This is a genomic window from Faecalicatena orotica, from assembly GCF_905197545.1.
GTDB lineage: Bacteria > Bacillota > Clostridia > Lachnospirales > Lachnospiraceae > Faecalicatena_A > Faecalicatena_A orotica.
In genome coordinates, this window is the sequence record NZ_CAJJZH010000003.1 from 131,416 (window position 1) to 152,050 (window position 20,635).

The 20,635-nt window shown below is 45.5% G+C and carries 17 protein-coding genes and 1 riboswitch; of the genes, 13 read left to right on the plus strand and 4 right to left on the minus strand.

Going from position 1 to position 20,635, the window contains the following annotated elements; all coding sequences use genetic code 11:
* Positions 1 to 87 precede the first annotated feature (87 nt).
* The 4 genes from ABIN22_RS07375 (at position 88) to ABIN22_RS07390 (ending at position 5,605) form a co-directional block, all read left to right on the plus strand.
* Positions 88 to 2,340, plus strand: coding sequence for a glycogen/starch/alpha-glucan phosphorylase (locus ABIN22_RS07375; RefSeq protein ID WP_346907663.1), 2,253 nt, complete (start codon positions 88 to 90; stop codon positions 2,338 to 2,340).
* 110 nt (positions 2,341 to 2,450) lie between these two features.
* Entirely contained in the window at positions 2,451 to 3,800 is a 1,350-nt protein-coding gene (locus tag ABIN22_RS07380; RefSeq protein WP_346907665.1) for an ABC transporter substrate-binding protein, read from the plus strand.
* Between the two features lie 89 nt (positions 3,801 to 3,889).
* Positions 3,890 to 4,732, plus strand: a complete 843-nt coding sequence (locus ABIN22_RS07385) for a carbohydrate ABC transporter permease (RefSeq protein WP_109731995.1) — start codon at positions 3,890 to 3,892, stop codon at positions 4,730 to 4,732.
* Positions 4,733 to 5,605, plus strand: coding sequence for a carbohydrate ABC transporter permease (locus ABIN22_RS07390; RefSeq protein ID WP_118620677.1), 873 nt, complete (start codon positions 4,733 to 4,735; stop codon positions 5,603 to 5,605).
* 5 nt (positions 5,606 to 5,610) lie between these two features.
* On the opposite strand, the gene ABIN22_RS07395 is transcribed toward ABIN22_RS07390, so the two are convergent.
* Positions 5,611 to 6,285 carry an MgtC/SapB family protein gene (locus ABIN22_RS07395; RefSeq protein ID WP_109731997.1) on the minus strand — a complete coding sequence of 225 codons (675 nt, stop codon included), beginning with the start codon at positions 6,283 to 6,285 and terminating at the stop codon, positions 5,611 to 5,613.
* Between the two features lie 345 nt (positions 6,286 to 6,630).
* On the opposite strand from ABIN22_RS07395, the gene ABIN22_RS07400 reads away from it, so the two are divergent.
* From ABIN22_RS07400 to ABIN22_RS07410, 3 genes are all read left to right on the plus strand, one after another.
* A complete protein-coding gene (locus tag ABIN22_RS07400; protein WP_346907668.1) occupies positions 6,631 to 7,533 on the plus strand; it encodes a LysR family transcriptional regulator in 903 nt (300 codons plus the stop codon).
* Between the two features lie 128 nt (positions 7,534 to 7,661).
* Positions 7,662 to 8,210 (plus strand): hypothetical protein, encoded by a 549-nt coding sequence (locus ABIN22_RS07405; RefSeq protein WP_346907670.1) that lies wholly within the window; start codon positions 7,662 to 7,664, stop codon positions 8,208 to 8,210.
* Positions 8,211 to 8,214: 4 nt separating this feature from the next.
* Positions 8,215 to 8,787: a signal peptidase I gene (locus ABIN22_RS07410; RefSeq protein WP_346907671.1), complete on the plus strand. Its 573-nt coding sequence runs from the start codon at positions 8,215 to 8,217 to the stop codon at positions 8,785 to 8,787.
* An 87-nt stretch (positions 8,788 to 8,874) separates the two neighbouring features.
* Here ABIN22_RS07410 and ABIN22_RS07415 read toward each other — a convergent pair whose 3' ends face one another.
* Positions 8,875 to 9,825, minus strand: a complete 951-nt coding sequence (locus tag ABIN22_RS07415) for a putative ABC transporter permease (protein ID WP_346907673.1) — start codon at positions 9,823 to 9,825, stop codon at positions 8,875 to 8,877.
* Between the two features lie 134 nt (positions 9,826 to 9,959).
* Entirely contained in the window at positions 9,960 to 10,943 is a 984-nt protein-coding gene (locus ABIN22_RS07420; RefSeq protein WP_346907675.1) for an AraC family transcriptional regulator, read from the minus strand.
* Between the two features lie 261 nt (positions 10,944 to 11,204).
* Here ABIN22_RS07420 and ABIN22_RS07425 point away from each other — a divergent pair, with 261 nt between their 5' ends.
* The 6 genes from ABIN22_RS07425 to thiC all read left to right on the plus strand — a co-directional run bounded on the left by ABIN22_RS07425 (position 11,205) and on the right by thiC (position 19,726).
* Entirely contained in the window at positions 11,205 to 12,557 is a 1,353-nt protein-coding gene (locus ABIN22_RS07425; RefSeq protein ID WP_346907677.1) for an MFS transporter, read from the plus strand.
* A 20-nt stretch (positions 12,558 to 12,577) separates the two neighbouring features.
* Positions 12,578 to 14,587: a glycoside hydrolase family 127 protein gene (locus ABIN22_RS07430; protein WP_346907679.1), complete on the plus strand. Its 2,010-nt coding sequence runs from the start codon at positions 12,578 to 12,580 to the stop codon at positions 14,585 to 14,587.
* A gap of 1 nt (position 14,588) precedes the next feature.
* Positions 14,589 to 15,608: a Gfo/Idh/MocA family protein gene (locus ABIN22_RS07435; protein WP_346907681.1), complete on the plus strand. Its 1,020-nt coding sequence runs from the start codon at positions 14,589 to 14,591 to the stop codon at positions 15,606 to 15,608.
* Between the two features lie 173 nt (positions 15,609 to 15,781).
* Positions 15,782 to 16,009 carry a FeoA family protein gene (locus ABIN22_RS07440; protein WP_109732002.1) on the plus strand — a complete coding sequence of 76 codons (228 nt, stop codon included), beginning with the start codon at positions 15,782 to 15,784 and terminating at the stop codon, positions 16,007 to 16,009.
* Positions 16,006 to 18,051, plus strand: coding sequence for a ferrous iron transport protein B (feoB, locus tag ABIN22_RS07445; protein ID WP_346907683.1), 2,046 nt, complete (start codon positions 16,006 to 16,008; stop codon positions 18,049 to 18,051). Before ABIN22_RS07440 ends, feoB begins: the two co-directional genes overlap by 4 nt.
* Positions 18,052 to 18,141: 90 nt before the next feature.
* Positions 18,142 to 18,254: riboswitch (TPP riboswitch) on the plus strand.
* Between the two features lie 167 nt (positions 18,255 to 18,421).
* Positions 18,422 to 19,726: a phosphomethylpyrimidine synthase ThiC gene (thiC, locus tag ABIN22_RS07450; RefSeq protein WP_346907685.1), complete on the plus strand. Its 1,305-nt coding sequence runs from the start codon at positions 18,422 to 18,424 to the stop codon at positions 19,724 to 19,726.
* Positions 19,727 to 19,758: 32 nt separating this feature from the next.
* On the opposite strand, the gene truA is transcribed toward thiC, so the two are convergent.
* Positions 19,759 to 20,490 (minus strand): tRNA pseudouridine(38-40) synthase TruA, encoded by a 732-nt coding sequence (gene truA / locus ABIN22_RS07455; protein ID WP_346907687.1) that lies wholly within the window; start codon positions 20,488 to 20,490, stop codon positions 19,759 to 19,761.
* Positions 20,491 to 20,635: the final 145 nt, after the last annotated feature.

Consider the following 20,635-nt stretch of genomic DNA (forward strand, 5'->3'; position numbering starts at 1 on the left):
GAAGAGGATTTTGCAAGAAAATGAGATAGAAACATATTAAAATGCATACTATAGAAACTGTTTATATGCATTGAAAGGAGTAGTCTAATGAGTATACAGGATAGTTTGCAGCAGAAATTAGGAAGAGGAATAGCGGAGGCGTCGAATGAAGAGATTTATTCGGCTCTTTTAAAGATTGTACAGGAGATGGCTAAGGGGAAGGAACGCCCGGAGAAAAAGAAAAAACTGTATTACATATCGGCAGAATTTCTGATCGGTAAACTACTTTCCAATAATATGATCAACCTTGGGATTTACAATGAAGTCAGGGATGTACTGGCGGCAAATGGGAAGGATATCTGCGAGATTGAAGAAGTGGAGCCGGAGCCGTCCCTTGGAAACGGGGGTCTTGGACGCCTGGCAGCCTGTTTTTTGGATTCCATTTCCACACTGGGATTGAGCGGTGACGGGATTGGGCTGAATTACCACCTCGGGCTTTTTAAACAGGAGTTTGAAAATGAACTCCAGAAGGAGACTCCAAATCCGTGGATTGAGAACGAAAGCTGGCTTGTAAAGACAGATGTGAGCTACCCGGTTTCCTTTAAGGGAATGACTCTGAATTCCAGAATGTACGATATTGAAGTGACTGGATACAATAATATGACGAATAAACTTCACCTGTTTGATGTGGAAACTGTGGATGAGGATATTGTGGAAAACGGGATTGATTTTGACAAGGAGGATATCGAAAAGAACCTGACCCTGTTCTTATATCCGGATGACAGTGATGAAAAGGGGCGTCTCCTGCGAATTTACCAGCAGTATTTTATGGTAAGCAACGGTGCCAGACTGATTCTGGATGAATGTACGGCGAAAGGCTGCAGCCTCTATGACCTGCCGGATTATGCCGTGATCCAGATCAATGATACCCATCCGACAATGGTGATTCCGGAACTGATCCGCCTTTTGATGGAGAGGGGGATGGAAATGGATGACGCGATCGGCGTGGTTTCCCGTACCTGTGCATACACAAACCACACGATTCTGGCCGAGGCACTGGAAAAATGGCCGCTCGGATATCTGAAAAAGGTAGTGCCGCAGCTGGTACCGATCATCGAAGTGCTGGACGACAAGGTGCGGAGAAAATATGCGGACGAAAGTGTGGCAGTGATCGACAGGAACGACACCGTACATATGGCACATATCGATATCCATTATGGGTTCAGTGTGAATGGGGTTGCCGCACTGCATACAGAAATATTAAAACAGAACGAGCTGAACAACTTTTACCAGATTTATCCGGAGAAATTCAACAACAAGACGAACGGAATCACGTTCAGAAGATGGCTGCTCCACTGCAACCCGCTCCTGACAGAGATGCTGGACTTTATTATAGGAAAAGGATACCGTTCGGATGCAAAACAGCTGGAGCGCCTGTTGAATTTCAGGGGGGACCAGAACGTACTGAGCCGCCTGCAGGAGATCAAAAAAGCGAATAAGGAAAAACTCTGTGAATATCTCATGGAAACACAAGGGATAAAGCTGAATCCGGATTCCATTTTTGACATTCAGGTAAAACGCCTCCATGAGTACAAACGTCAGCAGATGAATGCGCTCTACGTTATCCACAAGTATCTGGAAATTAAAGCAGGAAAACTTCCGGCTACACCGATTACCGTAATCTTCGGTGCAAAAGCAGCTCCGGCCTATATCATTGCAAAAGACATCATCCACCTGATCCTGTGCCTGCAGGAAGTTATCAACAACGACCCGGAAGTCAGCCCGTATCTCAAGGTGGTCATGGTGGAAAACTATAACGTAACAAAAGCAGAAAAACTGATTCCGGCATGCGACATATCCGAGCAGATATCCCTCGCATCCAAAGAGGCAAGCGGAACCGGCAACATGAAATTCATGCTCAACGGAGCAGTAACACTCGGAACCGACGATGGTGCAAACGTCGAAATCCACGAACTGGTCGGCGATGAAAACATCTTCGTATTCGGCGCATCCAGCGACGAAGTCATTGAACATTACGCAAAAGCAGACTACATCTCCCGCGAGTATTACGAAAAAGACGCCGACATCAAAGCAGCGGTAGACTTTATCACCAGCGAAAAAGTACTCGCCGCAGGAAACGCAGAAAACCTGACAAGACTTCAGAACGAACTCCTGAAAAAAGACTGGTTCATGACACTGCTCGATTTCAAGGCATATGCAAAGAAAAAAGAAGAAGCATTCAAAGCTTACGAAAACAAAAACGAGTGGGCAAAGAAAATGCTGGTAAATATAGCGAAAGCAGGATACTTTTCCTCAGATCGTACAATAGAAGAATATAATAGAGATATCTGGAAACTATAAAGAGGTACACCACAAAAGTCAAAAAGGTGCACCACTGAAGTTAATTCGGGACGTAGCCTTTCTGCAAAAGGCTACGTCCCGAATTAAGTTTTATCATTAGGAGGATAAGTATGAAGAGCAAGAAGGTTTTATCAGCGATTCTGGCGGCGTCTATGCTTGCCGGGCTCTGCACCGGATGTGCGGGGAAAAAATCGGAATCTGCCGGTTCGAAGGAGGACAAGGGCAGTGTATACTACTTGAGTTTTAAGCCGGAACAGGCGAAGCAGTGGGAGAAGGTCGCGAAGGAATATACGGAGGAAACCGGTGTGCAGGTAAAGGTCCAGACTGCGGCGGCAGGCACGTATGAGCAGACTCTGAAATCTGAGATTGCTAAGAAGGACGCACCTACCATTTTTCAGGTGAATGGCCCGGTCGGATATCAGAACTGGAAGGATTACTGCATGGATCTTGCAGACACGAAGCTGTATACGTGGCTGAACGATAAGGACATGGCGATCAAGGGGAAGGGTGACGGTGTATATGCGATCCCTTATGCCGTGGAAGGATACGGAATTATCTACAATGAGGAGATTATGGATAAATATACGGCGATGGACGGGGCAAAGGTTAAGTCCGTGGATGAGATTAAAAACTTCAAGACGCTGAAGGAAGTTGTGGAGGATATGACAGCTAAGAAGGACCAGCTTGGAATCAGCGGTGTGTTCGCTTCTACTTCGTTTTCGCCCGGCGAGGACTGGAGATGGCAGACGCATCTGATGAATGTACCGGTTTATTATGAATATAAAGATGAAAATGTGACTGATGAAAATGCAATCAGTTTTAAATACAATGAGGAATTTAAAAATATTTTTGACCTGTATCTGAACAATTCTACGACGGAACCGGCGATGCTTGGTTCTAAAACGGTTTCTGACTCGATGGCTGAGTTTGCGCTCGGCAAGGCTGCAATGGTGCAGAACGGCAACTGGGCATGGGGAGATATCAGAGGCGTGGAAGGAAATACAGTTAAGGAAGATAAGATTAAATATCTGCCAATTTATACCGGGATAGAGGGTGAAGAGAAACAGGGCCTGTGTATTGGCGGTGAAAATTACCTCTGTGTGAATGATAAGGTTTCAGAGGCAGACAAGAAGGCTTCTATCGATTTTATTGAGTGGCTGTTCGGCAGTGAGGAAGGAAAGGAAGAAGTTGCAGAACAGCTGGGATTCATTACGCCGTTCAATACGTTTGAAGAAGACCAGAAACCGACCGATCCTCTGGCACAGGAGGTCATCCGGTATATGGAAAATCAGGACCTGACGAATCTCTCATGGGATTTCCAGACATTCCCGAGCCAGACCTTTAAAGATAACCTGGGAGCATCACTGCTCGAATATGCGACAGGGAATAAGCAGTGGGATACGGTTGTTTCGGATTGTGTGGAGGACTGGAAGATCGAAAAAGAAGCTGCAGCCGAGTAGACATGTTCCGCATGCAATTCGTATAAAAAATGCAGAAGCAGGCGGGAGTGGTTTCGTCTGTTTCTGCATAATCAAACAGGAGGAACAGGATGCAGAAAGCTTATAAGAAATACTTTTGGATATTTGTACTGCCTACATTGATTGCATTTACGCTGTTTTTCATCATACCGTTTGTACTCGGCATCGGATTGTCATTCTGCAAATTTACTACGGTTACGAATGCGGTATGGGTTGGGACTGACAATTATGTGAAGGCCTTTTCCAACGCAGATTTCCTAAACGCACTCTGGTTTACCGTGAAATTTACCGTCGTGTCGGTGATCAGTATTAATGTAATCTCGTTTATCTTTGCCTATGGCCTGACCAGGGGGATTAAAGGCACCAATCTTTTCCGAACAACGTTTTTCATGCCAAATCTGATAGGGGGTATTGTGCTCGGCTATATCTGGCAGCTGATGATCAACGGGGTGCTGGCCGGATTCGGCGTGACAATTACAACAGATGCAAAATATGGTTTCTGGGGGCTGGTTATCCTCATGAACTGGCAGCTGATCGGCTATATGATGATCATTTACATCGCAGGAATACAGAATATCCCGACGGAACTGGCTGAGGCGGCGAAAATTGACGGGGCCACGAAAATGCAGGCACTGTTCAAGGTCACCATTCCGATGGTCATGTCATCCATCACGATCTGCCTGTTTCTGACCCTGACGAATTCCTTTAAACTCTTTGACCAGAATCTGGCACTGACTGCCGGGGCGCCGTCCCGAAAAACGTCAATGCTGGCGTTGGATATTTATACGACGTTTTATAACCGGAACGGCTGGGAAGGCGTCGGGCAGGCCAAGGCGGTCATTTTCTTTGTAATCGTGGGAATTCTGGCGCTGACACAGCTTTATTTGACAAGAAACAGGGAGGTAGAAAACTAGATGGCGGGAAAAACAGAAAAGCAGGAAGAACCTCAGATGATGGAAGTCTCAAAAGGAACAGGCATGCTGATGACCGTTGTATTTTCTGTACTGGCGGTCATCTTCATCTTTCCGATTGTGCTTGTATTTATGAACTCGTTTAAAAGTAAGCTCTATATCAGCGACAGGCCTTTTGCACTGCCAGACAGTGAAACATTTGCCGGACTTGGCAACTATGTGGACGGGGTGGCAAAAACGGGGCTTTTGAAGGCTGCGGGATACTCCATATTTATCACCGTATTTTCTGTAGCTTTGATCGTGCTCTTCACAGCCATGACGGCATGGTGGCTGACCCGGGTGAAAAGCCGGATATCCACAATACTTTACTACCTCTTCGTGTTTGCCATGATCGTCCCGTTCCAGATGGTCATGTTTACGCTTTCAAAAGTAACAGACACTCTGAACCTGGGGAACCCTGTCGGGATTATCTTTGTCTATATCGGGTTCGGGGCCGGACTGTCCGTGTTTATGTTCGCCGGATTCGTAAAAGCCATTCCGGTCTCACTGGAGGAGGCGGCAATGATAGACGGGTGCACACCCATCCAGACATTTTTCAGAATCGTCCTGCCCGTGCTCAAACCGACTGCGATCACAGTGGCCATACTCAATGCCATGTGGATCTGGAACGATTACCTGCTCCCCTTACTCGTTCTCGGAAGTGATTACCAGACAATCCCCATCGCGGTCCAGTATCTGAGGGGAGGCTACGGTTCCGTGGACATGGGCGCAATGATGGGAATGCTCGTGCTGGCAATCCTGCCGATTATTATATTCTATCTGGGCTGTCAGAAATATATTATAAAAGGGGTGGCGGCCGGAGCGGTAAAAGGCTGATCCGGTCAGATATCAACAGACTTTATCTGCGGATTGTCCTTTAACAGATCGATTACGTCCTGATACGTGTAATCCTCCGGAAACGCTACGTTCAGCTTGATCTTTAACGTCTGGTCATCCAGACGGGTCGCCTTCATTGTCATGATCTTTAAGTCCTTGATGGAAAAGGAATCCGTCAGGACCGACTTGATATTCTCCGTATTATTCATGACAAGCGTAATCTGCTGAATCGTCGGGGTCTTCAGCCAGCGGAATCTGCGGTGCAGGATAAACTGGAAAATGAGGATGCATACGGTCGTCATGATACCGAGGACATACATCCCGGCCCCGAATGCCATCCCGATCCCGACGGTTGCCCAGATTCCGGCAGCCGTTGTCAGGCCGCTGACACTGATATTCCTTGTAAAAATCACGCCCGCCCCGAGAAATCCGATTGCCGTGACAATCCCCGCGGCCACACGGGAAGGGTCTAGGCCGATATGGTCGAGGGCAAGGATATCCTGAAAACCATATTTTGAAATAATCATCATAACCGCAGAAGCAAGCGCAACAATCGTGTGGGTCCGGATCCCGGCCGTTTTCAGGTGGTTCTCCCGCTCGTACCCGACAAGCAGGCCGCAGATGGCCGCCCCGAGTATTCTTACAAGATATTCTAATTGAACAAAAATCATTGGCCACATAGCAATTCCTCCTTTTAAATGATTTTAGCACGCAATGTAAAAAAATACAAAATTCCGGACGGTTTTTTTGTAAACTTTCGTTACTGTTCACACCATGCCGTGCACCCTGCTGCACGGCATCGGGCCAATAAAGTGATGGTCTCAGGGCATCTGCTTCTCGCCGAAGGCGACTTGAAATAAGCAGATGCCGTTACTGTGCACGCCCGCAGGGTGTGAACAGTAACAAACTTTCTGTAGTATAAAGAGCGTTTTGCTAGTCATCTTTCTGCCTCTATTGTATGACCAGATAAGGTATAATGCTATCACTAATAAAGGATAAGGGCCAGAAATATGGAAATAAGGGACTTGAGATATTTTGTTGAGATAGTAGACCAGAAGAGCATGAGGAAAGCCGCCGCGAGCCTGTACATCTCACAGCCGAACCTGAGCAGGGCCGTGCAGGGACTGGAAAAGGAGTTCGGCGCGCCGATGCTTGTCAGGACCAACAAGGGCGTGGAGGTAACGGAGATCGGGGAAGGCTTCTATTATTATGCAAAATCCATCCTGAAGCAGGTGGACGAAATCTCGATGATCAGACTCCAGAATGAAAAATACATAGAATCCAGAATCAGCATCGCCATCGGAAAACTAATCATGCGTGACGATATGATTTTCCAGTTTTACGAGACGACCAGGGCGGAGCGCACCGAAATCAATATAACAGAAACAACCATAGAAGACGTACTGGACCGGGTAGAAAAGACGGAGGCAGACATCGGCATTGTGACAATTAACAACATCCAGATGTCCGCATTTCACAAGCTGACAGAACTAAAAGACCTCGAAATACATGAGATCAGCCAAGGTCCTCTTTACATTCAGGTAGGAAAGGAAAATCCCTATTACAATGAGACTTCCATCGACGTGGAAAAAATGCTCCCATACAGCCATATCAGCCTTCCGGTCGATTACTTTGCAAATCTCAATAATATCATCAAGATAGACGGAAAGATCCAGATAGCAGATTTTTCCAAAAAGATAAAGATGAACAACTACCATGCCATCATCAACATGATCAAAAGAACAGACTCCTTCATATTTGGAAACAAATGGCAGGTGGAGGAGCTTAGAAAGGGTAAAATAAACAGCCTGCTTCTGAACCACTGTGAAGTCACCCAGAAATTATTCTGGATCAAAAGAAAGCGAGAAATCCTATCCAGACAGGCCGAAGCATTCCTGAAACTGTTTCTGGAATGCTATGGAGATTAGAAAACAACATCCGCGATAAGTCAAATGCATCACGGGACAATCACATATAAGTATTAGCCAAAACCTCCTTTTGTGTATATAATGTAAACATAAAACAAAAGCACGGAAACCTTAAGGAGGTATAAGGAATGAACAAATTAAAACTTGGTAAAAAGAAAATATTGGGATTCGTAACAGCAGGGGCAATTGTTGTGACGATGGCGGGATCTTATGCGGTATGGGATCAATTAACAATGACCACAGATGCGACATTAACATTAGATAAGCCTGTCGTTACAACACTTTCAATGGATAGTTTTCAGCCAGAAGAAAGAACTTTAGGGGCAATAAATACGTATACGGATACAACGACTTATGTAACTGAGAATATACCCGATGATACCACTGTTAAGGTAGATATTATACCTACTATAAAAACAAAAGATGGAAATACTGATTTAACAAGTCACTTCGATATTACAATAAAGAATGGATCGGATGAATTAGATTTATCCTCTGGAACAGCTACAGATACAAAAGTTGCAAAAAATGGTACAACTAGCTACACTGTAACTGTCACTCCTAAGGCAGAGGCGGATGGGGAGGCCAATAGTGCAATTATGGATATAGCTAAGAGTGCCGACCCGCAAGTATCAGTTATATTAGAAAGTAAATTGACGGCAGTCACGGCACCATAAATATATGAAAAAAGTATTAAAATTTGTGCCTAATATTTTGCTAATTATGCTTGTAGCATATATAATTTTAATTAAGGTTTATCCAGAAAAGATAAGCAGAATATTAGGGTATCAGCCATTTGTAATTCTAACAGACAGCATGGAGCCAGTCATACCGACTGGCTCTGTTGTACTTGTTAAAAATTTAAAAGAAAATGAAGAGCCCAAAAAAGGTGACATCATTACTTTCAATGTTGATCGCTTGGGGAAAGAAGCTGTATTTACCCATTATTATCGTGGAACAGAAGTCCAGGAAGACGGCTCCGTCCGCTATCTCACAGAAGCTGCATTAGCAGACCGCTATGACGATTATGTCTCACACAGAGAGGATATCATAGGTACTTATGTTTTCCATATTCCATATGTAGGAAAATATGCCTTATTTTTAAAGAGTCCTTTCGCATTAATTGAACTCGGAATTATTATGTTTATTATGATTATCTATGAAATTCTATGGAGTAAGTTTGATAAAGAAGAGCGTAAAGCACAGGAAGAGTCCGAGCAGCCCGAAGAACCAAAAAGTATATGCAGTAACTAAAAGGCAGGAAACCTATATACAACGGTTATCCTGCCTTTTGCCATTCTCCCACTATAAAATCTAAATTCCTATTCCTTGCCGGTCCCTCTATTTCCGCCTCCGTTCATTCACTTTCTTCCGCAGTTCCTCCAGCTGAACTTTATAATTCCGTGATTCCATCTTAGGGAATGCCTTTACAAGACGTCTGCTGACTTTCGGTGTCTTGATGCTGAGGTCCTGATAACGTGTTTTCAGATCGTCGATGCGGCTGCGCATTTCATCAGATATTTCCTGCGTTTTTTCCAGTAGGCCGGAAGCGGTTTCCTGCGTCTTTTCGAATAAACCGGAAGCAGTTTCCTGCGTCTTTTCGAGTAAACCGGAAGTCGCCTCCTGTGTCTTTTCTTTCCACTCTGCGGCTGCTTCATCCAGTTTCTGTCTGGAGGCTTCCTGTTTCTCCATTGCGGTGATGACTGTCTCGTAGATATCCTCGCCGATCTGGTCAGATATTTCGTGCAGTTCCCCGGCGATTTTTTCCATGCTTGCCAGACGTTTGTTAAACTTGAAGATCGCGGATGCTGTAACGTAGAGATCTGCAAACATTGCGATTCCGAGTACTGCCATCAGCACAATTCCGAGTGTGTGCGGGATGAATGTCAGTGCCTGATGGATCAGCGGGTGGACTAAATCCATGATTGCAACGCAGGCAATGCCCCATACGAGCGAGAAGATCAGGCAGACATATCCGCCAATGTTGAATGGCTGTTTGGAATAATCCCACCATTTATTATGAAAGATCTTATCCATTGCCCATCCGGTGACACCCTCCAGAAGTGTGACGAGGATGACCGAGGATATGTAAAGCAGGATCAGGTTGTCCTTATATGGTGTCAGGAATGCGATGACTATGGTAACGCCTACGCCGTAGATCGGGCAGATGGGACCATTTAAAAATCCGCGGTTGACGAACTTGTGCTCCTTTACCGCGGCAAAACCGACTTCTGCACACCAGCCTAGAAAACCATAAACGAAGAAGTAAAGTATCATGTAGTAAATATCCATATTGTGTGCCCCTTTTCTTTTGCTGTCTACGCAGTGCACGCCCGGAGGATGTGGACTGCAGTCTTTTCATTCCAAGTAATAGAGTAATTGTTATGGCGGAAATTGTCAATGCGTTTGACATATATAACTATATCCTAAGGGTGGGAGGACGGGGCAGGGATATCAATATCTACCTGTGGGGTATTCAGATATGTATTTGTGTAGGCATTGCGGTACTGGGAGATTGTGATACCTTCAATATTTTTAAACAGCCTCATAAGATATTTTTCGTCTTTAAAGTTCAGGAGGTATGCAATCTCTTTCACTGTCATGCTGCTCGTGCTCAGAAGTCCTTTTACCGTGTTAATTTTCTGAATATTGATGTATCTGTTCGTACCAATTCCCAACTCCTTTTTGAACAGACGGGTCAGGTAATCCGGGCTGAAAGCAAATTTTTCGGCAACAGATGCAACTGTGAGATCAGCATAGACATTGATTCTGATCCATTCCAATATTTGTGAGAGTCTGTGAGAACGTTCCGACGGAGGAAATTCCTGCGTAATGGAAGATTCACGGTATTGTTCTGTAATCTCCAGTGCCAGCGAGGTGATCAGATAATCTGCACAATAGATGCTGTATGACTGGGAATTGGCAATATCAAGTATCTGGTGTGCCAGAATATATAGTTTTTCCGGCGACGGTGAATGGAGGCATAAGGGCAGGTACACATAAGAGGAAGCATCCCGGGAGAGGTCAGCATTCTTTTTCTGCGTGTAAAAAACATCTTTCCTGACAGAAGAGGCACTTTCCAGAGAGCGCAGTTCAGTAACGGCATTTTCGGAAGAGATGTTAAAGCGTCCCAGACGCGGGAAAAAATGCATCCAGTAAAAGCTTACCCCTTCCCCGGAGGGCCGGTTTCCTTCAAATGTGATATAGGGAGGGATGACAAAGACATCTCCGGGAGAAATAGTATATGAAATCCCCCCGATACAAAGATGAATTTCCTTTTCAAGCCCGAGAATAATCTCGTAATCCCCGTCCAGACACATTCGTTTATGCATCCATCCCTCTGAACCAAGGAACTGTCCTGATTTAAAATAACAAAGTGGCTCAATGATGCTTATTTTTGATATTGTCATAAGAAAGTCCTTTCTTAATTTCCGGCATAAATCCGTATGCTTATAGTTTGATTATAGAATTTCCCAGTAAAAATGTAAAGAGACAGTTTTTTGAAACTAAATATCGGAAAAGTACACCATTTGTTTAAAACGCGCAATATAACTAGGGAAATCAGAATAAAGAGGTCGGAAAAAGACACTTATCTTACGAAAAAGTGAGTTTTGTATTTGGGATAATTAGGATATACTGATTGCAGAAATTACAAAAAAGGAGAAAGACCTATGGAAATGAAATTAAGAAAAACGGAAAAAGTAGGTTATGCGCTGGGAGATGTAGGGTGTGCATTTGCCATGACAACAATTAATACATATCTGATGTATTTTTACACGGATGTATTCGGAATTAATGTAGGTGCGGTAGGTACATTGTTTCTGGTTGCGCGTATCTGGGATGCATTCAATGATCCTATCATAGGGAACTGGATTGACAAGTCAAAGTTCAAAAAGGGGAAATACAGGACATGTATCCTGTATGGGTGTGTGCCTCTGGCAATCTTCTCGGTGCTTTGCTTTAGCGCTCCGAATCTTTCACCCACTTGGAAGCTGATTTATGCCTACATTACTTATATCGGGGCAGGGATGTTGTATACGCTTGTAAACACTTCTTACAGCTCACTGTCATCTGTTATGACAGAAGATCCGGTGGAGAGGACAACTCTGACCGCAGTCAGGATGTATCTGGCGAATATAGGTAATATGATGCTGTCTGTGGGAGTGCCGATGCTTGCAGCTTTCTTTGGTAAGAAGTCAATGGGAACCGGATACCGGATTACGGCTTTTATTTTCGCCGGAATGTCAGTTGTATTATTCCTCTTTACTTATTTTTCTACAAAAGAACGGATAAAGGTAGATCAGTCCGAAGAAAAAGTTACGCTGAAGGTTATGGTTTCTGCAATGCTTAGCAATAAGCCGTTATTACTATTATGCCTTGTATTTATTGTTACATTTACAAATGTATCGATTAGTTCAGCGGTAGGAACTTACTATATTAAATATAACGTGGGCAGAGCAGATCTGACAGGGATTTTCATACTGTTTTCAAACCTTCCGGGGGTAATATCTCTTGCACTGATTCCACATTTCAGCGTAAAGATAGGAAAGAAGAAGTTATTGTTTATTTCTTACATTGTTAGTATTGCAGGTTTGGCCGGAATGTTTCTGGCGCCAGTGTCAAATCTCATTGCGGTCTTTAGCTTCCGGTTTATTGCCGGGTTTGGCGCAACATTGATAATGGGACTCATCTGGAATATGGCGCCGGATGTGATTGACTACGGCGAATACGTGTCTGGACAGAGACTTGGGGCCGTAACCTATGCTATTATAGGTTTCTTTTTTAAGCTTGGTAATGCTCTGGCCGGAATTATACCGGGAATTATCCTCGGAATGACAGGATATGTGGCAAATGTGGAGCAGACCGAAAGATCACTGGCCGGAATTAAATTTACACTGGTTGGTGTGCCTATTATACTTTCACTTCTAGTCTTAATACCGATTTATTTTTATAGACTGGACAATAAAGAGACGCTGAGGATAGCAGGAATACTCCATGAGAGACGGGAGCAAAATGCAAAATAAATAAGAATGGGAGATAACCAATGGAAAAGAAAGTAATTATTCAGGATAAGTTCTGGCTCAGATACAGAGAACTGATTCGAAAAGAGATGATACCATACCAGTGGAATGTTTTAAACGACAGCATTGATATTAAAATAGAAAAAGAGCGTAATGATAATACACTACTCCTTGAAAAGAGCCATGCGATCATGAATTTTAAGATTGCAGCAGGCCGGGAGCAGGGACACCATTACGGGTGGATATTCCAGGACAGTGATGTGTATAAATGGCTGGAGGCAGTGGCATATTCCCTGAAGGAGAAAATGGATGAGAACCTGAAGGACCTTGCCGATGAGGTAGTGGACCTCATCGCTGAAGCACAGGAGGATGACGGGTACCTGAGTACATATTTTACGATTGATGCGCCGGAAAGGAAGTACCGCTGTCTGAATGAAAGTCACGAATTATACTGTGCAGGACATTTTATGGAAGCTGCCGTGGCATATTATGATGCGGTGAAAAATCAAAAGGTACTTGACACGGCATGCTGTCTTGCGGACTGTATAGACCGGAATTTCGGAAGAGAAGAAGGAAAAATTCATGGCTATGACGGACACGAGGAAGTGGAAATCGGCCTGCTCAGGTTGTATGAGGCCACTGGAGATAAGCGCTATCTGCAGTTAAGCTGCTATTTTCTTGAGGAAAGAGGGAAAGATCCTTATTTCCTTTCAAGGCAGAAGGCAGAAGAACAGAGACCACCGCTTATAGAAGGAATGGATCAATGGCCGCTTGAATATTATCAGGTCCACAAGCCTGCACTTGAACAGACAACGGCAGAGGGCCATGCAGTCCGGCTGGTGTATCTCTGTACAGCTATGGCACAGGTTGCACGGGAGACGAAAAACGAAAAAATGCTGGAGGCATGCCGGAAATTGTGGAGGAATATCGTGGATAAAAGAATGTACATCACAGGCGGTATCGGGTCTACAGTCCACGGAGAAGCATTTACAACGGATTATGACCTTCCCGATGATACCATGTACTGTGAGACATGCGCGTCAATAGGTCTTGTATTCTTTGCTCACCAGATGCTGAAGAATGAGACATACGGGGAGTATGCGGATGTCATGGAGAGAGCTCTGTATAATACGGTTCTTGCGGGCATGGCTCTGGACGGGAAACATTTCTTTTATGTGAATCCGTTGGAAGTGGTTCCAGAGAAGGTGAAAAAAGATCCGGGCAAGAGCCATGTAAAACCAGTGCGTCCACAGTGGCTGGGATGTGCCTGCTGTCCCCCGAATCTGGCGAGACTTCTTGCATCTGTAGATGAGTATGTGTATATCCAGAAAGAAAATACCATTCTGGCAAATCTGTTTATGAACTGCGAAAGCAGTTTTCAGATGCCAAAAGGTGAATGTACAATTATGCAGAAGACAAACTATCCCTGGGATGGAAACGTAGAATTTATTATCGGCAGCACAGCAGAGGAACCAATGACCTTTGCAGTACGCATACCGGGGTGGACAGATAACTATATGATCAAGATGAATGGCAGGACTTTATCTTTGGAGGTGAAAAATGGGTATGTCTTTTTTGAAAAGGCTTTTGCAGCTGACCATATCCAGATTGAATTTGAGATGAAACCGAAAAGATGGTATGCGAATCCGCATGTAAGCAACGAAAACGGAAAGACAGCACTTTCCAGAGGGCCGCTGATCTATTGTATGGAAGGGGCCGACAACGGGGACTGCCTTCACCTGTTGGAATTGAAGGAAGATGAAGAGATACAGTATAGTTACGAAGAAAACCTGTTAGGCGGAGTAGGTACTCTGCACACATGTGGGATGAAACTGGATTTAGGGCATTCAGATATGCCTCTATATCTAAGCAGGCATTTCGAGACAGAGAAGGTAAAGAAAAAAATAAAATGGGTCCCGTATTATAGCTGGGCAAACCGCGGGGAAAACGAAATGAGTGTGTGGATCAGGGAAGAAAAGGTTCCCAGGGGTAAACCGGCTGGAATGCCAAATAAAATGAAAGAGGTGTTTTGATATGAAAAAGGTAAAAGTAGGTATTGCAGGATTAGGCAGGCTGGGAAAAGTTCATGCAAATAATATCGCTTTTCAGATTCCAAATGCTAAACTGACAGCAGCTTGTTCCATAGTACCGGAAGAATTGGAATATGCCAGAAATGAGCTGGGTGTGTCAGATGTGTATACTGATTATCGTGAGATGCTGGAAAAGGCAGACATAGATGCAGTGGCAATTGTAACAACAAGCGGTGAACACTGTTGGCAGATTGCAGCAGCATTAGATAGAGGAAAACATGTTTTTTCGGACAAACCACTCGGGGTAAATGTGGAGGAGTGCAGACTGGCAGAGGAAGCAGTTGAGCGCCATCCTGAACAGATATTCTTCCTTGGGTTCATGCGCCGTTTTGATCCGTCTTATACATATGCAAAGAAAAAAATTGAAGAGGGTGCAATTGGAATACCATACATGGTAAAAGCTGCCGGAATTGATCCGGAGGCCCTTGTAGAAGGTGCAATAAAATTTGCATCTACAAGCGGAGGTATTTTTATTGACATGGCAATCCATGATATTGACCTGATGAGATGGTTCCTTGGATCAGATCCGGCAGAGGTATATGCTGCCGGAGCGACATTTAAGCATCCGGAATTTAGAGAGGCGGGAGATGACGAAACTGGGATTGCGACATACCGCTGTGAAAATGGTGCTCTGGGATTCGTACATGTAGGACGGACGGCGGCTCATGGCTACCATGTAGAGACAGAGATAATCGGAACAGAAGGATCACTGCGTATCAGCCCTGTACCGCAGAAAAATCTGTGCATGATCTATGACAAGGCTGGTGCCGTTGTTGAATGTGTCAGTGGATTCCCGGAAAGATTTGCCCAGTCTTACTTATTGGAGATGCAGGAATTCATTGACTGTGTGGAATCAGGAAGGAAGCCGGAAGTAACGGTATATGACGGGACAAAATCGACACAGATTGGTTTTGCTACAACGGAAGCATGGAAAAAGGGAGGGGTTGTGAAAATCGAATATTAATTCTTCCGAATCCGGAATGTTAGATGTTTTTTGCATAGTAATAATTTTAAGAAAACTGTTATGGCGGAAATTGTCAATGTGTTTGACTTATTGCAGTAAAAGTTTTATAATTGCTAATAGATAATAATTATCAATTACAAAAATACGAAAGAAACATACTTACAGGAGCGGCCATGAGGTTAAAAGAGGGAAAGAACAATCAAACGTACCGGGTTCAGGAGATTGATATTGAACTGAATCTGGAGAGAAGGCTGGAGGCGCTGGGGCTTACCACTGGTTCAAAGATCACCATTTTAAACAATGATAAAAAAGGGGCTGTCACTGTCCGGTTTCGCGGAACACGCTTTGCAATGGGGCGGCGGATCGCGGATCACATTACCGTGGAGGAGGCAGCACAATGAGCAAAGAGATTATTAATGTAGGATTTATCGGGAATCCGAACTGCGGGAAGACGACGCTGTTCAATGCCTATACAGGGGCGAACCTGAAGGTGGCGAACTGGCCGGGAGTTACGGTTGAGAAGAAGGAAGGGAAGGCATTCTACAAGGAGCAGGAGTTCAAGCTGATCGACCTGCCCGGTATTTACAGCCTGACCTCTTATACAATGGAAGAAAAGGTGTCCAGGGAATGTATTATGAGCGAGGAAGTGGATGTCATCGTCGACGTTGTAGATGCTTCCTGTCTGGAAAGGAACCTTTACCTGACACTGCAGCTGATTGAGCTTGGCAAACCGGTGGTGCTGGCACTGAATATGATGGACATTGTGGAAGAGCGGGGTATGGAGATCGACCTGCACCGCCTTCCGGAGATGCTGGGGATTCCGGCGATTCCGGTTTCTGCCAGAAAGAAAACCGGGCTGGAGATTCTGATGCATGCGGTGGCACATCACAAGGATTTTGCAAAACAGAGCCCGTTTATCCACCACCATCCGCAGAAGACAGGACACATACACAATCATCACAGCGAGTATGCGATGGTATATCACGACGATATTGAGGACAAGATCGACCAGATCATCACGCAGTTGAACAAGAATTATCCAGAGGTTGAGAATAAGCGGTGGCATGCGATCAAGATGCTGGAGCAGGATAAGGCGGTCATGGAGAATCATCCTCTTGATATGCCCGCAGTACTGGACCGAAGCTATGAGAAGGATATAATTAACCAGAAGTATGACTTTATAGAAGAAGTGATTCAGGAGACGCTGGTAAATAAGAACAAGAAAGAGGAACGGACGGATAAGATCGACAGGTACATGACCAGTAAATGGCTGGGGCTTCCGATTTTCCTCGGGATCATGGCGCTTGTATTCTTTCTGACATTCACGGTCGGAGACTGGCTGAAAGGCTACTTTGAGATTGCCCTCGAGTGGATCTCGGGGGGAGCCGGGAATCTGCTGGAGGCATGGCACGTCAGTTCCATGCTGCAGTCGCTGATTGTAGACGGGATCATTTCCGGAGTGGGAGGCATCCTGACGTTTCTGCCGAACATCTTTATCCTGTTTCTGGCACTGGCTTTTCTGGAAGACAGCGGATACATGGCGAGGGTGGCCTTTGTCATGGATGACATCATGGGGCATCTTGGATTGTCTGGGAGGGCGTTTCTTCCGATGCTGCTCGGATTTGGATGCTCGGTTCCGGCGATTATGGCTTCCCGTGCACTGGAGCACAGAAAGGACAGGCTGAAGACGATTCTGGTAACGCCGTTTATGTCATGCAGCGCAAGACTTCCCATTTATGTACTGTTTTCTTCCATGTTTTTCGGGAAAAATGCAATGCTGGCCTGTTATTCCATGTATATCCTCGGAATTGTCGTGGCGATTACGACGGCATTTATTCTGTCCAAGATTGACGGAAGCAAGGCAGAGCATGCGCTGCTCATCGAGCTGCCAGAGTACAAGACTCCGAACGCAAGGACGATTGCGATTTATGTGTGGGAAAAGGTGAAGGATTACCTTTCAAAAGCCGGTACGGTTATCTTTATCGCTTCAATCATCATGTGGTTTATTCTGAACTTCGGCATGTCCGGGTATGTGACGGACATCAGCCAGAGCTTTGGCTCCATCGTGGGAAAGGCCATTGTACCGGTATTTAAGCCGCTCGGGCTGGGTTACTGGCAGATCGTGGTTGCGCTGATTGCCGGAGTCGCGGCGAAGGAAGTCGTTGTATCCAGCTGCAGTGTTCTGTTCGGGATTCAGAACATCACTACGGCCCACGGGATGACAAGCTTCGTAGGGACACTGGGCGCAATGGGGTTCGGCGCGGCAAATGCCTATGCACTGATGGTATTCTGCCTGCTGTATGTGCCATGTACGGCTACGATTGCGACGATCAGACGGGAAGTGGGCAGCAGAAAAGTCACACTCGGGATCGTTCTGTTCCAGCTGGCGGTTGCCTGGATAGTAAGTTTTCTGGCGTTTCATATTACAGGGCTTTTCCTTTAGGGTTTACACCATAATTTGGAACATGGAAAAATCGTGGTAGAAAAATCGTCAGTTTTCTCTTGTCAGAAGACAGGCCGCATAGTATAATAAAAAACGTAAACAGGGGAGCTCGCGTATCAAGCGGGCTGAGAGTAAGCTGAATCGCTTAGACCCATGAACCTGATTTGGATAATGCCAACGTAGGGATATACAGAGGGTGAATGGATTTTACTGCTGTAATGCTCATGTTGCATTGCAGCAGTTTTTCTTTTTTAAAAGCAATATCCGGGGAATCCCGCACCTCGATTACGTATTCATCCGCGTGGCTTACTTGAATCCATCAGAATCTAATTACAAATTAAAGACGATTCAAGAAAGGACGTAAAGAGAAATGGAAAATTATGCAACACAAATGGAGGCGGCACGAAAGGGTATCGTGACGAAAGAACTTAAGACTGTGGCTGAAAAGGAGCTTATGACAGTGGAAGAACTTCTTCCTCTTGTAGCTTCCGGCAGGGTGGTGATCTGCGCGAACAAGAGGCATACCTGTATTGACCCCGAGGGTGTGGGATCTATGCTGAAGACGAAGATCAATGTGAATCTGGGTGTTTCCAGAGACTGCAAGGATTATAATGTGGAGATGGAGAAGGTGATGGAGGCCGCTAATATGGGGGCGCATGCCATCATGGACCTTTCTTCCCACGGGAATACCATTCCGTTCAGGCGGAAACTGACAAGTGAGTGCCCGGCAATGATTGGGACGGTTCCGATCTATGACTCCGTGATCCACTACCAGCGGGATCTGGATTCACTGACTGCAAAAGATTTTATTGATGTGATACGTCTGCATGCGGAGGACGGGGTGGATTTCGTGACGCTGCACTGCGGTATCAGCCGGAAAACGATTGACCAGATCAAGAACCACAAGCGGAAAATGAATATTGTTTCAAGGGGAGGTTCCCTTGTGTTTGCATGGATGTGCATGACTGGGGAGGAAAATCCATTTTACGAATATTATGATGAGATTCTGGATATCTGCCGTGAATATGACGTTACGATTTCTCTTGGGGATGCATGCAGGCCGGGATGTCTTGCGGACGCCACGGATGTCTGCCAGATTGAAGAACTCGTGCGCCTCGGGGAACTGACGAAACGGGCGTGGGAGAAGGATGTGCAGGTGATGGTGGAAGGGCCGGGCCACATGCCGATGGACCAGATCGCCGCGAACATGAAGGTACAGCAGTCTGTCTGCCAGGGGGCACCGTTCTATGTGCTGGGACCTCTCGTGACGGATATTGCGCCGGGCTATGACCATATCACATCTGCCATCGGCGGTGCCATCGCGGCGGCCTCCGGTGCGGCATTCCTCTGTTATGTGACTCCGGCGGAACATCTGGCACTGCCGAATGTGGAGGACGTGAAGCAGGGGATCATCGCCTCCAAGATCGCTGCCCATGCAGCGGATATTGCGAAAGGGGTAAGAGGTGCACGCGAAATCGATGACAAAATGGCGGATGCAAGAAGAAAACTGGACTGGGAGGCGCAGTTTGACTGTGCAATAGACCCGGATACGGCAAGACGGATTCGTGATGAGCGGAAGCCGGAACACGAGGATACCTGTTCCATGTGCGGGAAATTTTGTGCGGTGCGCAGCATGAATAAGGCACTGGCAGGGGAACATATTGATATTTTATAAAAATAATAATGAGGGGCCGTAAAGCCCCTCTTTTAATATTCGATTTCCTGAAGAAACAGTCCTTTGGGATCGCATGGTGCGCTGGCTGCTTCCCCGCCGGAGAAGATGGCTTCGATGCATTCCTTCTTTCTCTTTCCCAGACCGATGTCAAGCAGTGTGCCGGCGATTATTCTGGGCATGTTGTGCAGGAAGTCCTTTGCACGCATGGAAATCTGTATTTCATCGGCATCGCCATAAATTTTAATCTCATACATTTCTTTTTCCGTGGACTTGCTCTTTTTTACGGTAGAAAAGTTCTTGAAATCGTGTTTACCGATCAGTTGGATTGCCGCCTGCTGCATAACCGTGATATCCGGTGTCTTGAAGGCGTAATAGGTGTATTTGCGCTCAAATACGCTGGGGACATCACCTATGGCGATACGGTACAGATATGTTTTGGAAACCGCATTTAAAGAGGCGTGGAAGCGTTCAGGCATTTCTTCGGCCGTGAGCACGGCGATATCCATCGGGAGATAGCGGTTCAGGTACTGCTGAATCTCGTATGGTTTCATATCTGAGGTGGTCTTGAAGCTGACAGTCTGCTCATAGGCGTGGACACCGACTTCCGTTCTTGCCCCGCAGTATAATTCCACATCCTCGGCGGTCATTTTGTGAATGACTTCTAAGAGCTTATTGGAAACCGTATTCGTGGATTCCCCCGCGGCGCGCTGCCATCCCTGATAGCGGGAACCGTCATATTCCAGTGTTAATTTGATATTATGCATTGTGTTATCTCCTTTTGTAAAGAGGGTAACCCCTCATTTAAATGAAATGGTTTTAGATTCTGATGTTTCAATCTTACAGGAAAGGCACAGAGAATTCAACAGATTCCGGAAAATTACCTTGAAGTGTGACTGCTTTAGAGATTAT